General features: G+C 47.3%; 13 protein-coding genes and 1 riboswitch. Of the genes, 7 read left to right on the forward strand and 6 right to left on the reverse strand.

The window, feature by feature from the left end:
• Nucleotides 1-9: 9 nt before the first annotated feature.
• Nucleotides 10-1,287, reverse strand: a complete 1,278-nt coding sequence (locus BLQ32_RS03785) for an MFS transporter (protein WP_074509183.1) — start codon at nt 1,285-1,287, stop codon at nt 10-12.
• Nucleotides 1,288-1,463: 176 nt separating this feature from the next.
• On the opposite strand from BLQ32_RS03785, the gene BLQ32_RS03790 reads away from it, so the two are divergent.
• From BLQ32_RS03790 to BLQ32_RS03800, 3 genes are all read left to right on the forward strand, one after another.
• Nucleotides 1,464-1,856: an acyl-CoA thioesterase gene (locus tag BLQ32_RS03790; RefSeq protein WP_074509184.1), complete on the forward strand. Its 393-nt coding sequence runs from the start codon at nt 1,464-1,466 to the stop codon at nt 1,854-1,856.
• A gap of 97 nt (nt 1,857-1,953) precedes the next feature.
• A riboswitch (purine riboswitch) is annotated at nt 1,954-2,055 on the forward strand.
• Between the two features lie 146 nt (nt 2,056-2,201).
• Nucleotides 2,202-2,789 (forward strand): xanthine phosphoribosyltransferase, encoded by a 588-nt coding sequence (locus BLQ32_RS03795; RefSeq protein ID WP_074509185.1) that lies wholly within the window; start codon nt 2,202-2,204, stop codon nt 2,787-2,789.
• Nucleotides 2,786-4,102, forward strand: coding sequence for a nucleobase:cation symporter-2 family protein (locus tag BLQ32_RS03800; RefSeq protein ID WP_074509186.1), 1,317 nt, complete (start codon nt 2,786-2,788; stop codon nt 4,100-4,102). The genes BLQ32_RS03795 and BLQ32_RS03800 overlap by 4 nt, the downstream gene beginning before the upstream one ends.
• A gap of 396 nt (nt 4,103-4,498) precedes the next feature.
• Here the strand turns inward: BLQ32_RS03800 and BLQ32_RS03805 are convergent, their stop codons facing one another.
• Nucleotides 4,499-5,482 (reverse strand): alpha/beta hydrolase, encoded by a 984-nt coding sequence (locus tag BLQ32_RS03805; protein ID WP_244890312.1) that lies wholly within the window; start codon nt 5,480-5,482, stop codon nt 4,499-4,501.
• A 191-nt stretch (nt 5,483-5,673) separates the two neighbouring features.
• On the opposite strand from BLQ32_RS03805, the gene BLQ32_RS03810 reads away from it, so the two are divergent.
• A complete protein-coding gene (locus tag BLQ32_RS03810; RefSeq protein WP_074509187.1) occupies nt 5,674-6,339 on the forward strand; it encodes a hypothetical protein in 666 nt (221 codons plus the stop codon).
• Nucleotides 6,340-6,409: 70 nt separating this feature from the next.
• Nucleotides 6,410-7,348, forward strand: coding sequence for a ring-cleaving dioxygenase (locus BLQ32_RS03815; RefSeq protein ID WP_074509188.1), 939 nt, complete (start codon nt 6,410-6,412; stop codon nt 7,346-7,348).
• A gap of 56 nt (nt 7,349-7,404) precedes the next feature.
• On the opposite strand, the gene BLQ32_RS03820 is transcribed toward BLQ32_RS03815, so the two are convergent.
• Complete coding sequence (locus BLQ32_RS03820; protein ID WP_074509189.1) at nt 7,405-8,313, reverse strand: proline dehydrogenase family protein; 909 nt, start codon at nt 8,311-8,313, stop codon at nt 7,405-7,407.
• 319 nt (nt 8,314-8,632) lie between these two features.
• Between BLQ32_RS03820 and BLQ32_RS03825 the strand changes: the two genes are divergently transcribed.
• Entirely contained in the window at nt 8,633-9,943 is a 1,311-nt protein-coding gene (locus BLQ32_RS03825; RefSeq protein ID WP_036810800.1) for an acetamidase/formamidase family protein, read from the forward strand.
• Between the two features lie 336 nt (nt 9,944-10,279).
• Here BLQ32_RS03825 and BLQ32_RS03830 read toward each other — a convergent pair whose 3' ends face one another.
• Nucleotides 10,280-10,837, reverse strand: coding sequence for a shikimate kinase (locus BLQ32_RS03830; protein WP_074509190.1), 558 nt, complete (start codon nt 10,835-10,837; stop codon nt 10,280-10,282).
• 109 nt (nt 10,838-10,946) lie between these two features.
• Here BLQ32_RS03830 and BLQ32_RS03835 point away from each other — a divergent pair, with 109 nt between their 5' ends.
• The gene (locus BLQ32_RS03835; RefSeq protein WP_074509191.1) at nt 10,947-11,987 is read left to right on the forward strand and encodes a lactonase family protein; all 1,041 of its coding nucleotides are present in this window, start codon (nt 10,947-10,949) and stop codon (nt 11,985-11,987) included.
• A gap of 602 nt (nt 11,988-12,589) precedes the next feature.
• Here the strand turns inward: BLQ32_RS03835 and BLQ32_RS03840 are convergent.
• Nucleotides 12,590-12,919, reverse strand: coding sequence for a hypothetical protein (locus BLQ32_RS03840; RefSeq protein ID WP_036810748.1), 330 nt, complete (start codon nt 12,917-12,919; stop codon nt 12,590-12,592).
• Between the two features lie 4 nt (nt 12,920-12,923).
• Nucleotides 12,924-13,502, reverse strand: a complete 579-nt coding sequence (locus BLQ32_RS03845) for an SCO family protein (RefSeq protein ID WP_036810745.1) — start codon at nt 13,500-13,502, stop codon at nt 12,924-12,926.
• Nucleotides 13,503-13,670: the final 168 nt, after the last annotated feature.

The raw sequence follows: 13,670 nt of genomic DNA on the forward strand, positions 1-13,670 counted from the left end.
AAGAATGGCTCAATCGATGAGCCATTCTTTTTTTGTTGCCGCCGATTTTCTTCTGCCAAAAATGAAATAATAATAGATGGCGGAAATGCAATAAAGCGCCGCTGTAATGGTGAATGCATACGCATATCCCCAGTAGGAGCCGAACGAGATAACCAGTCCTGCGGCAATCGGCCCCATCGCTGCCCAGCCGATATTGAAGACCATTTGGTTAGCCGAATTGGCAAGGCCTTTGTATTTGTCGTGGACCACTTCCATTGCAATCGCACTTTGAATCGGATTTCCGGCATTCATCAAAGCTTGCCGCAATAAAAAGCCGAGAGAGGCGAGAAGAAGTGAGGTCGTATAAGCCGTCAAAATCAAAAAGGGAATCGACAGCAATTGAAACAGCAGCATCGCTTTGACTTTGCCGACTTTATTGACCAGCAGCGGCCCGATCAATGTCGCCACTACTGTCATGGCGGATCCCAGCGCCAAAATGAGCCCGATATAGGTGTTGGAAGCTTCAAAGCGGTTGGAGAAGTACAAGTTCAGGTAAGGAACCACCAAACCGGAGCCGAGGCCGATGAGCAGGCTGGCAAATGAGAAATGAAAGATAGCGGTCAAGTTTTTTGAAAGGCTGGCATCTGCCGCATCGATGTCAATCCGGGTATTAACTTTTTCTTCTCTCGGCGGCTTCTGGTTGCTCAAGCGAAGCAGCGGAATCAGCCCGAAAGCATAAAGCAGGGAACCGAACAAAAGGGACCAGCGAATGGCGTGGACAGCATCCATTGCCAGGAGCCACTGGAGAGCATCTGATACCACACCGCCAAGCAAACTGCCCAAGACATTGGCCAAAGTCATCAGAGCAAAATACACGCTGAACAGATGGACGCGTTCGGATGCTTTGGAGTGCTCCGCAAGAAAAGGAATGCCGGACACTTGGACAAATGCCATGAACAGGCCGGTCAAAAAGGCCGCTGTGACAAGCGGCAATTCCGCTACGGCAAAGCTGCGGTAAAAAAGAGTCAGTGCACCGAGCACGGCTCCGCCGACAATGGTCCATTTCCGCCCGAACCGGTCGCTCAAAAAGCCGGCAGGAATCAGCATAATGGCAGAAGCCAAGGCGGTCATTGAAATCACTTTGCCATTAATGGTTTCCGGCATGCCGAGTTCTTTTATGTAAAGGTTGTACATCACCATAAAAACGCCCATGCCGATCTGGATCAGGACATTGGCCAGCATAAACAACTTAATATTGCGGTTAAAAGATAAAAACTTCATTTTCCAGTCAACAAACCACGTTTGCATGCGCTTCACTCGCTTTACCCATTATTATTTCGCCTCTCTAAATATATAGCTTCATTTCAATGAAATCAACTTTAAATCCATGGAATTTTTAATCGAGTCGGACGATTCAGGAAATGATAGAATGGAGTTATATCGAATATGTGGGTAAAGAGTTTGCTAAAGGGGGCTGTACATAGATGTATCAGACAATAATTGAACCGCGGGTGTCCGAAACAGATGGAGTCGGTCATATCAACAATACGACTTTGCCGGTCTGGTTCGAAGCGGCCAGAAATCCATTGTTCAGCTTGTTTACGCCGGACCACGATTTTTCAAAATGGAAAATGGTGATTGCGAAGACGACATTGGAGTTTGTAAAGCAAATCCATTTTGGTTCGGATGTGAAAATTTGCGTATGGGTAAAGAGAATCGGCAATTCAAGCCTGGAATTGCATGAAGAGCTTTATCAAAACGAAGAGCTTTGTGCAAAAAATGCAGTGGTTTATGTGAATTATAATTTGGCGGCCGGAAAATCCGAAAAGATTCCGGAGGGGATCCGGGAGGAATTGGAAAAGCATCTCCATTCATAGGAACCATGAGCAAAGAGAATTAACTTCCCGAGGAGTTATTTGAATTCTCTTTTATTTTCTATCTTCTTGAAATGCTTTTTCGACGTGCTATAATGATACCATTCTAATAATATTCACTCATATAATCGCGGGGATATGGCCTGCAAGTTTCTACCGGTTTGCCTTAAACAAACTGACTATGAGAAGCAACGAAGTAATGGGGAAGTGCCTTTTGAAAGGCGTGAACCTGTTTATTTCCTTTCGAATTTTAGCTCGAAGGACATTGCTCCACTCATGGTATGAATGGATGCGCGTTCTGAGGGCTATTTTTTATGCCCTCGGCGTGACGAAAGGAGTGCTGACAGCATGAAACAATTACAGGAAAAAATCTTGACAGACGGCCAGGTTTTATCGGATTCAGTCCTAAAAGTAGATTCGTTTTTGAACCACCAAATCGATCCGGTGCTTATGCAGGCAATTGGAGAGGAATTTGCTTCTAAATTTGCGGATGAAGGCATTACCAAAATTTTAACGCTTGAGTCTTCCGGCATCGCACCTGCGATGATGACCGGCCTTGTACTCGGTGTACCGGTGATTTTTGCCAGAAAACGCAAATCGCTCACGTTAATCAACGAATTATACACGGCGAGTGTCCACTCATTTACAAAAAACGAAACAAACGAAATTTCCGTTTCACAGAAATTCATCGGCAAAGACGATGTGGTGCTGATTCTGGATGATTTCCTGGCAAATGGGCAGGCGGCCCTTGGCTTGATCGATATTGTTGAACAAGCAGACGCAGCACTTGGCGGTGTTGCCATTGTTATTGAAAAAGGATTCCAAAGCGGCGGCAAGATGATCCGCGACCGCGGTGTCCGGGTAGAGTCCTTGGCGAACATTGCTTCTTTGGCCAATGGCAAAGTTGAATTTCTTGAGGAGGTTCCCGCCGGATGAAAAGTGCAGCTTTAGGATTCCAGCATTTGCTGGCCATGTATGCAGGTGCCGTATTGGTTCCATTAATCGTTGGAGACGCCCTCGGCTTAACATCAGAACAATTGACGTATTTGGTGGCCATCGATATTTTGCTTTGTGGTGTCGCCACGATTCTGCAAATCGTAAACACGCGCTTTTTCGGCATCGGCCTTCCGGTCGTGCTGGGCTGTACTTTTACAGCAGTCGGCCCGATGATTGCCATCGGTGCTGAATACGGAATCTCCGCTATCTATGGTTCGATTCTGGTTTCCGGTTTGATTGTTGTCCTGATCAGCGGCTTTTTCGGAAGCCTTGTCCGCTTCTTCCCTCCTGTAGTGACAGGATCGGTTGTAACGATTATTGGGATCACACTGATTCCGGTAGCAATCAACAATATGGGCGGCGGCCAAGGAGCGAGTGATTTCGGATCCCTTACAAACATTGCATTGTCTTTTGGCACGCTGCTGTTTATCGTTTTGGTTTATAAATTTGCCACTGGCTTTTTACGGGCCATTTCGATTTTGCTGGGCTTGGCAGTCGGAACCATTGCTGCAACTTTAATGGGCGTCGTCGACTTCTCTGCAATCGGCGAAGCTTCTTATTTCCATATGGTAGAGCCTTTTTACTTCGGCGCTCCGACATTTGAATGGTCTGCCATTCTGACGATGACCCTGGTTGCCATGGTTTCTTTAGTGGAATCGACAGGCACGTATTTCGCTTTAAGCGATATTACCGGAAAGAAACTGTCCGAGAAGGATCTGTCCAAAGGGTATCGTGCAGAAGGGCTGGCGATTATTCTTGGCGGAATTTTCAACTCGTTCCCGTATACGACATTTTCGCAAAACGTGGGGCTCATCCAAATGTCCGGCGTCAAATCGAGAAAAATCATCTTGATTACCGGCTTGATGCTGATTTCACTTGGGTTCTTGCCGAAAGTGGCAGCCTTTACGACAATTATTCCGACTGCCGTACTTGGCGGGGCAATGATTGCGATGTTCGGAATGGTCATTTCGCAAGGCATTAAAATGCTGAGCAAAATCATCACAGAATCCCAGGAGAATTCAATGATTGTGGCATGTTCGGTAGGAATCGGGCTCGGTGTTACAGTGGTGCCTGAAATTTTTGCCCAATTGCCGGCTGGCCTCCAGATTTTAACGAGCAACGGCATTGTAGCAGGAAGCGTAACGGCGATTGCACTGAACATCCTGTTCAATATGATCCCGTCAAAGAGAAAAGCGGAAGCCAAAGCACCCGTTTCTGTACAGAAAAATGCTGTAAACCACAGCTCCATATGAAATTGAAAAAGAGCCGCTGCTATATGCAGCGGCTCTTTTCAGGCTGTCGAGAAACTTCAGCTCTCTAACCCATTTCGCTCCAAGTGGACGCTTTCCGCGGGCACGGCTTCAGCCGCTTCCTTCGCTGCGCTCAGTGCAGGGTCTTCAGCTCGTGCTGTCCCGCTGGAGTCGCCACTTTCCGCTCCATTCGGTTCCCTCTTTTAATAAAGAACTATTACTATTATAAAGAGTGTAAAAGTAGGTGCATGCCATGTATGCATTGCTCGCTGATGATATGGAGCAAACCATCGGAGACGCCCGCGGCAAGCGCAGGTGGTTTGCGTAATATCGGTTATAAGGTTATCGCTTTCTCAACAAGCTGAAAACGAGCCGCTGCTATATGCAGGGGCTCGTTTTTTAATTGCTGTTGGCAAACAGAAAATCCAATGCGCGGGCCAAGGTTTCCTGGCCATCAATGGTGTCGAGCGCGTATTGGAATTCGTGCTTCAGCTGCTTTTCCGTACCGATAAAAAACATGCTGTCTACGGCAACACCTGAAGCTTCGAGAGCTTCTGCAAGTTCTACGGATTGGGAAGCGAGCGGATCGTCATCGCCGACCGTGATGAAAACGGAAGGGTAAGCCGGAGTCAGGTGATTGACTGTCGATAGTTGGTCGATGTTTTTGAATGACTCAAAAGGCTTGGCGCCGGTATAAGCACTTAAAAAGTTGTCAATATTGGGGAAGCCGGTGGCCCGAACCGTCTCCATATTGAACAATCCGCAAAAAAGCAGGGCGCCCTTAAGTTGCTCTGGCTGGACAGCGGGCATAATGTTCATGGCTTGCGCCAACCCCTTATTGGACATGACCGCAGCCACTTGGCTGGATATTTGGGCTCCTGCCGAATCACCGCCGATAAACACCCGGGACATATCGCCGCCGTATTTTTCAGCGTGCAGCTGCAGATAGCCGAGGGCTTCGTTTGCCTGTACGACGGGTCCTGGATACAGCTGTTCAGGTGCGAGTGCGTAGTCGATATTTGCTACCACGTAACCGGCATGGGCCAAAGCCATTCCGTATTCTTGCCGACTGTCTTTAGAGCCGCCGACAAATCCGCCCCCGTGAATCCACAATATTACCGGCAGATTTTCACCCCCTTCAGCAGGGTAATAAATATCCAATAAGCTGTCATCTTTATCACTGTAAACGAGGTCTTTGACGACGTTAACTTCCTTTTGTATTTTTTCCAGATCAAATAAGAAAGCTTCAGAGGCTTTCGTTGGAGAAGCATCGTCCATGAACGAAGCAGTTGCCCATACTGCGGCAGCTGCAATCACGAAGATAACCATGGAGAAAACCAAGAACATTTTATTTGATTTCTGGGATGGTGTTTTAAAAAACATCGCAAGCTTCCTTTGCAATAAATTTAATGTCCGATAATAGCTAAAGAGTAACGTGGGAAGGAAACAAAAAGATAGCGACTAATTTCCTATTATTACTTTTGTGACAAATATTAATTTGCAGTTTCAGTGATTTATCTCTTTTTTTCCGGGTATTGTATAAGGATGAAGTTTGAAACAGGGAAGTGTATGCAATGTTCGGTTTAGCCGATTTGATATCATTAATAATTTCGGCATTTATCATTTTGCCGATTGTTGTATTTTTAAGAGAAAGCGGTTATTTGATTGTCAGTGTTATCTTTGGGGTCAACAATCCCAGGCTGACAATCGGCTCTGGTCCGCGGATTGTTAAAATCGGCATGTTTGATATACGGAAATATTATCATTTATATAGCTGGTATTCCTACGATTCGTTAAAAAGGAAAAGCAAGTTTGTCTACGTGAGCATTTATGCGGGCCCGATTCTCGTGAACCTGATTGTCGCATTGACCATCAACGCCATGCTGGCCAATGATTTGCTGCAGGAATACGAAACATTTTGGAGTCGCTTTGTGTTCTATGCATTTTACTATGTGTTATTTGACATTGTACCAATGAAAACGGCAAATGGCATGCCGAACAACGGGCTCATCATTTATGAAATGCTGCGTTATGGACGGCGCACCGATTATAATCAGGAGCCTTTCATTCCATCAACCAGCGAAGTAGAAGAGCAATACCAGGAAGAAATGGAGAAAATCGAAGAAGTAAAAGAGCAGCAAAAAGAACAGATTGACCAGGAAAAACAAAAGGAAAAACAGGAACTAAAAGAGCAGAAAGCACATGAAAAAGAAAAGGTGAAAGAACAGCAGAATACCTAGTCGTTGTTCATCTGGGACAATGAAATGGTACGATGGAGGGGCAGATTAGCGGAATTGGAGGAAAGGCAATATGGCAAAAAATTCAAAAGGGATTCATCATATTACGGCAATTGTCGGCAACCCGCAGGAAAATGTGGATTTCTATGCCGGCGTCTTAGGGCTGCGGTTAGTCAAGAAAACCATCAACTTTGATGATCCGGGAACGTATCATCTTTACTTCGGGAACGAAGGTGGTGAACCGGGCACAATCATTACTTTCTTCCCTTGGGACCAAGCTTATAAAGGGAAAATTGGCGATGGGCAAGTCGGCGTCACGACTTATGCAGTGCCATCAGGCGCTTTTGGCTTTTGGGAGCAGCGGCTATCGAAGTTTGGAGTGCCTTTTGAAAAAACAGCGCGCTTTGAAGAGCAGTATATCGCTTTTGAAGATCCTCACGGCTTGCACTTGGAGTTGGTGGAAAGAGAAGCTGGAAAACCGAATGCGTGGAACTTCGGCAGCATCGGCCCAGAAGCGGCAATCAAAGGATTTGCCGGTGCGACATTGTTTACAGCCAATGCAGAAAAAACCACCGAACTGCTGGAGTCGGGGCTTGGTTTGAAAAAAGCCGGCCAGGAAAACGATTTAATGCGATTCCATGCATCGGCCGAGCTTGGAAACGTAATTGACGTAAAACTGACTCCTGTTGGTCCAGGACGCATGGGTGCGGGAACGGTCCACCACATTGCTTGGCGCGCGGACGATAATGCGGATCAAATGGACTGGAAGCGGCAGATTGAAGAGTTTGGCCTGCAAGTGACGCCGGTTCAGGAGCGCAATTACTTCAAAGCGATTTACTTCCGTGAATACGGCGATATATTGTTTGAAATTGCAACAGACCCTCCCGGTTTTGCGATTGATGAAACTCCGGAAACGCTTGGGGAAGGTTTAATGCTGCCAAAGCAATACGAACATTACCGGGCAAGATTGAATCAAGATTTGATGCCGATTGCCGTCAGGAAATTCGATTAACGAAAGAAAAAAGAGCGAGCCAAGGAATTTATTCCTCGGCTCGCTCTTTTAAATGGTTATTTGGAGACCATGCTCTTCAACGCTAAATTGATATTTTGAGGGCGTTCAGCGAGCCGTCTCATATAATAGCCGTACCAGTCCTGGCCGAAAGGAACATAAGTGGTGAATGCAAAGCCTTCGTCGGCAAGTTCTTTTTGCATATCGGTGCGGAAGCCGTACAGCATTTGAAATTCAAAGCGGCCACGCGGAATCTGGTTTTCTTTCACGAAGTTCTTAACGGCATCGATAATGTGATGGTCATGGGTAGCGATTGAAGTAAAACCGGGCTGCTGCAGCCGGATTTTGATGAGCTTCAAGAAATTGGCGTCGATGTCCTGTTTGCTTTGATAAGACACTTCGGCAATTTCCTTGTATGCCCCTTTAACCAGGCGCAGCCGGGCGTTTTTCAAGTTTTCCAAATCTTTTTCAGAGCGGTAGAGATACGATTGAATCACCGTTCCGACATTATCGTATTCCTTCAAAAGCTCATGGAGAATATCCATTGTTTGCTGCAAGTGGCTGTAGTCTTCCATATCAATATTGATGAAGATGGCATAGCGGGCAGCTGCCTCAACAATTTCGCGCATATTTTCCAGACAGAATTTGTAATCGACATCCAAGCCGATTTGAGTCAATTTGACGGACATATGGGCAGTAACGCCACGCTGTTGAATGGCTTCCAGTGTTGCCAGGATGTTTTCTTTTGCGTGGAGTGCCTCTTCCTTGCTGTAGACAAATTCTCCTAAGTTATCGATGGTCGCACCAATGCCATTGGCATTTAATTCTTTGACGGATTTCATCATGCTATCAACATCCGTACCCGCTACCACTTTGCTGGCACCGAGCTTTAAACCCCATTTTTTTGCTCCGGTGTTTAATAGCTGGTTCTTGGATAATGCTATGAAAAAGTCTCTCGTAAGCCCCACTTTTTTTCCTCCTATACATTTAAAAACCGCAATCGATCGCAAGACAACTGAAACAAAAGGCGGATGGACCGCCGAATCTATTTATTATGGATAAATAGGAAGCGTAAATGGCTTCCGTTTTCTATTATAATCGAATACCCGGGTTCTACCTAACGTGAACTAAAACCAGCGATTCCGATAACAAACGGCCAGCCCATAAAAATGCTCTCTTGAAACTATTCACAAAAAGGCGTACAGCTGAATTGAAAGCTAAGCAATCCTGCCGTATACTTTCGGTAGATTGAAAAATCAGAAAACGGGAGGGCTTCAATTGAAAGATATGCAGGAGACGAAAACGACAGCGTCTGAAACAGTAATGGTCAATCAGTATGTGAACGGGGTTCTGGATCCGGGCCTGGAAATGCTGGGTCCTGTGAAAAGTGGAGGGCATATCGTAGCGCACACGGCACCAGGCTGCTGGGGACCGATGATTACGCCCTGCATCCGAGGCGGCCATGAAGTCACCAAGCCGGTCTATGTTGAAGGTGCAGAACCCGGAGATGCCATTGTCATCCGAATAAAGTCGATTGAAGTGACTTCTCTCGCCACTTCATCAGGCAACGACAGCCCCGTAGAAGGCCGGTTTCTCGGGGATCCGTTTATTGCGGTAAAATGCCCGGGCTGCGGAACTTTGTATCCGGAGACCGTGATCAAAGGAACTGGCAGCGAAGCGATTCGCTGCGCCAACTGTGATGCAGATGTTACACCGTTTGTGTTCACCAATGGCTATACGATGTTTATGGGCGAGAAAGGCGATGTCGGCGTTACACTGAACCGGGAAGCGGCTGAAATGATTGCACAAAACGGGCGGGCGTATATGAAAACGCCGGATGCGTCGGTGCAAAACCCGATTGTCACATTTGCGCCGCATGATTTAGTCGGAACCATTGCGCGCATGCGGCCTTTTTTAGGCCAGCTGGGAACCACCCCGTCGCGCCCGATTCCGGATTCCCATAATGCCGGCGATTTTGGATCGTTTTTAATTGATGCGCCGCATGAATACGTCAGCACCCAGGAAGAACTCGATACGCACCGCACCGATGGCCATATGGACATCAGCCGGGTCCGGGCGGGGTCAGTCTTGATTTGTCCGGTGAAAGTTCCCGGCGGCGGCGTTTACTTGGGCGATATGCATGCGATGCAGGGAGACGGGGAAATTGCCGGCCATACAGCGGACGTAGCCGGAATTGTCCATCTGGAAGTAGAGCTGATCAAAGGCTTGAACAACGCTGGTCCGATTTTGCTGCCGAATGTGGAGGACTTGCCTTATACAGCCAAACCGTTTACGGCGGAAGAGCGATTGGCTGCGCAAAAAATAGCGGATAAATGGAATGTGCCGCAACTGGAAGAATCCTTGCCGGTTTCGTTCGTTGGCACAGGCCCTACATTAAACGCAGCTACGGACAATGGATTAGAACGGGCAGCCGCATTATTCGATGTAACCGTTCCAGAAATTATGAACCGGGCGACGATTACCGGTTCCATCGAAATCGGACGCCATCCGGGGGTAGTCACTGTGACATTTTTAGCTCCTGAAAGTTATTTGAAGAAAGCCCAACTGTATGATTTGGTAAAAGCTCAATACCGTTAAACGCCAAAAGGAACGATCCGGTTCAACGGGCCGTTCCTTTTGTTCTTCGGATCACCGCTGTCGAAGCTAAACGGCTTTTTCCGCTTTTCTTTATTGTCCAGCTCCGGTGCCCAGCCCCTCGAGTCGCTTCAGACTGTTCTGTGATGGCAAAGAGCGCCATCCCTGCCCAGCCTTCCAGCGCTTGTCGAGGCTGAACGGGCACCTCCGCTTTTCTTTATTGTCCAGCTCCGGTGCCCAGCCCCTCGAGTCGCTTCAGACCGGTCCGTGATGGCAAAGAGCGCCATCCCTGCCCAGTCCTCCAGCGCTTGTCGGGGCTGAACGGGCACCTCCGCTTTTTTATCTTTGGGGAGCATGGATTTCCCAGGATAGTTTCAGGGCGTCCGCCAGGTAAATGGCTGCTTCTTCAGCTTCGAAATGGTCTATTTGAAATGTGGAATGGTTTAAGGAGTAAATGGTTTGCCGTTCGTGAAAAAGCTGCTTAATGTCATCCATTGAGCGGTCTCGGAGCAAGGGCCGGTTGTCAGAAAGAATTTGAAAACGGTCTTTCCAAGATTCCCAGGAAATGTCCAAAAACAGCACGACGCAGTTTTCCAGGCACATGGCCTGTATTTCTTTTTGCAAAAAAGCGCCTCCTCCGACAGAAATGATGTAAAGGGGCTGTTGGCTATAGTAGCTGATCAGTTCCTTTTCTTTTTGGCGGAAGGCTTTTTCGCCATAAGTCTCGAATATTAAAGGAATCGGCATAGCAAATTCCTTTTCGATTTCCGCATCAATGTCAATGAAATTGCGGTACAGCTTTTGGGCCAGCAATTTTCCGACAGTGGTTTTCCCCACACCCATAAAGCCAATGCACACGATACTTTTTTCACGAATGGACAATTCAAAATTTCTCACAGCAACCACTCTTTTCTATTGATAGTCAGTTGAAATAGAAGATACTCAACCTACTTTACACCAAGCTGTATAATAATTCACTCACTTTTAAAAAATTGGAGGAGACAACATGGCTGTAACGCATTTGCTGACGGGATCGTATGCTTCGGCGCAGGAACCGGGCATCAAACTTTGGGAATTCGACTTGAAAGAAGGGACATTAACCGAAAAGAATGGAATCAGCGGAATTGACCGCGCTTCTTTTCTGGCGGTGCATCCCAATGGAAAGAATTTTGTTGCGACAAGCGAAGTAGGAGAGGGCGAACTGGTTTCTTTCCATCTGGATCTTCCGGATAAGAGGCTGGCAGAAGTAAATCGCCAGTCCAGTGGGGGGGATCATCCGGCGCATGTATGCATTGATGCATCGGGAAAGTGGGTGCTTTCTGTCAATTATTCAGGAGGCAATGTTAATGTCTATCCTTTTTTGGAAGACGGTTCAATTGGTGGGCAGACGGATTCCGTGCGCCATAAAGGCGAAGGGCCGAATGAAGAACGCCAAGATGCGCCGCATCCGCATTCGGTGTTCCAGCTGCTGGACAACAACCACTTTTTGGTTTCTGACTTAGGGACGGATATGATCTTTGTCTACGAATTGAATCCGGCAAACGGTAAATTGGCAACCAAGCAAATCGTTCCGACTACGCCCGGTTCTGGCCCGCGCCATTTGGCTTTCCATCCGGCGAAACCATTTATTTATTCACTTGAAGAGTTAAGCTCAGCCATATCGGTTTATGAAATAGGCGGCGAGGATTTTTTGAAGTTCGTGCAAGTGGCCGGCTTGACGCCCGAAGAATTCAATGGAGAAAATACAAGTGCAGAAGTGGCTGTATCAGAAGACGGCCGTTTTTTGTATGCTTCCAACCGGGGGCATGACAGCATTGCCGTTTTTAAGATTCTCGAAGATGGAAGCCTGGAGTTCCAAGCGCATGTTCCCTCGGGCGGCAAAGGCCCCCGCCACTTCACGCTTGTGCCCGGTGGTGAATGGCTGGTTGTGGCAAATGAAAAGTCAGATTCGCTGTGCGTCATGAAAATTGGCGAAACCGGAATTCCGGAAATGGCCGGCGAACCGGTCCATACGCCTTCACCCGTATGTGTAAAAGTAATTGGATAGAAAAAAGCAGCCAGAATAACTTCGGGCTGCTTGAGCTTGTAGACAAAAGAATTTTTATACATGATAGCTGAATAAACCTAAGACCAGAGAGGAAACCCCGGATCCTCCGTTTCAGCCGGACGCGTTCCGCGGGCTCGCGCCGAACTAACTCGGAACGTACGTCCCGAGTGGATTTCGGCACTTCGTCGCTACGCTGCCCCGCTGGAGTCGCCGGCTTCCACTCCGGATCCTTAACATGAAGATTATCTAGAGGTGTCGCTTTTCTTCTTGAGCTGCCTCTTTAAGCGTCAATTAGATTAACATTCACTATCGAATCAAAGAGAGACGCCCCAACCGGTCCGGCCACGGAGACTCCTGTGGGACAGCGAAAGCTGAAGACCCCGCAGGCAAGACATTGGCCGAAGACAGAGAGGCCATGTCTTTGCGACGAAGCTAGCGCAGCGATGCAGGAGCAGCGGGTTTTCAAAGCGACGAGGAGGCTGAAGCCGAGCCCACGGAAAGCGAAGTGGCTGGTCCGGTTGGTTTTATGCATTTCTATACATTTCATCTAAACTTTGTCTACAGCCTGAAGCAGCCAGAATAACTTCGGGCTGCTTTTTCTATTACCAATCTTCCGATTCTTTTTCTATCGCACCAAGTTCTTTCAGTAAATCAATAAAGAAGCTGTCGTTATTGCCTTGGAAAGATTTTTCGGTGCACGGCGAATGCGGAAGGTAGCCGAGTTCCTCGGCATCGCCCAAGGTGGCGTCTTCCAGGAAATTGGTCGCATCCGCTTCATCAAAACAAGAAGGAGCAATATAGGTCCGGTGGGTGTGTTCGAGTACGACGCGTGTATTCGGAGCCGGTTCGTTGCTGCGCGGCATGAACATCGCGGCAATCAATGCAACGGCGATCAGTCCGACTGCTGCAATCCACAATTTTTTGTTCTTCATCTACTTATTCCTCCGAAAGCAGAATTTTTACATCCGCCATGATTTCTTCAGCGGGCAGTTTGACGCCATCATAATCTTTCATGACCACGCCGTTTTGATCTACCAAATAGAAAGAAGTGCCGTGGATGACCTGGTCTGTATTTTCCGGTTTTCTGGCGAGCACCTGGAAATTTTCCATCGCAAATTGATCGATGTCTTCAGGAGAGTAGCCGGTCAGCAAATTCCAGGAAGATAAATCCGCTCCGTAATTTTCCGCATAAGATTTCAGAATCTCCGGCGTATCGACGGTCGGATCTACGCTGAATGAAACGATTTTCACATCCAGCCCTTCTTCTTTAAACTGTTTTTGCAAATCCACCATATTGGATGTCATCGGCAGACAAACGGTTGTGCAGTTTGTGAAGACAAAGTCTGCCACCCAGACTTCTCCTTTTAAATCGGATAAGCCAAATTCTTCGTTTTCTTGATTGGTAAAAGTGAAATCTTCTATTTCCCAGTTGAGGGGATCTTCAATGGCTTGGCCGCATCCGGCAAGCAATAAACTGAAAAGTAATAGTGTTGAAATCCATAAGGTTCTCCGCAAGGTGCCTCTTCCTTTCTGAAATAACTTGCCTTCACTAAGCCTAGTAGAAAAAAGGCCGGCAAACAAGGGCTAGCCACCTTAATTATGTGTAAAAATTGCGAACGCCTCAGTGGGCCGCTGTTCCTCTGTTGCAAATCTATCTGATTTTCAAATATTCCGATTTTTTTC

The organism is Planococcus glaciei (assembly GCF_900099655.1).
Classification (GTDB): Bacteria; Bacillota; Bacilli; order Bacillales_A; family Planococcaceae; genus Planococcus; species Planococcus glaciei.

Excerpts from the sequence above, each read along its gene's own strand:
- BLQ32_RS03785 (WP_074509183.1), bottom strand. The coding sequence starts at position 1,287 with ATGCAAACGTGGTTTGTTGACTGGAAAATGAAGTTTTTATCTTTTAAC.
- BLQ32_RS03790 (WP_074509184.1), top strand. The coding sequence starts at position 1,464 with ATGTATCAGACAATAATTGAACCGCGGGTGTCCGAAACAGATGGAGTC.
- BLQ32_RS03795 (WP_074509185.1), top strand. The coding sequence starts at position 2,202 with ATGAAACAATTACAGGAAAAAATCTTGACAGACGGCCAGGTTTTATCG.
- BLQ32_RS03800 (WP_074509186.1), top strand. The coding sequence starts at position 2,786 with ATGAAAAGTGCAGCTTTAGGATTCCAGCATTTGCTGGCCATGTATGCA.
- BLQ32_RS03805 (WP_244890312.1), bottom strand. The coding sequence starts at position 5,482 with ATGTTTTTTAAAACACCATCCCAGAAATCAAATAAAATGTTCTTGGTT.
- BLQ32_RS03810 (WP_074509187.1), top strand. The coding sequence starts at position 5,674 with ATGTTCGGTTTAGCCGATTTGATATCATTAATAATTTCGGCATTTATC.
- BLQ32_RS03815 (WP_074509188.1), top strand. The coding sequence starts at position 6,410 with ATGGCAAAAAATTCAAAAGGGATTCATCATATTACGGCAATTGTCGGC.
- BLQ32_RS03825 (WP_036810800.1), top strand. The coding sequence starts at position 8,633 with ATGCAGGAGACGAAAACGACAGCGTCTGAAACAGTAATGGTCAATCAG.
- BLQ32_RS03835 (WP_074509191.1), top strand. The coding sequence starts at position 10,947 with ATGGCTGTAACGCATTTGCTGACGGGATCGTATGCTTCGGCGCAGGAA.
- BLQ32_RS03840 (WP_036810748.1), bottom strand. The coding sequence starts at position 12,919 with ATGAAGAACAAAAAATTGTGGATTGCAGCAGTCGGACTGATCGCCGTT.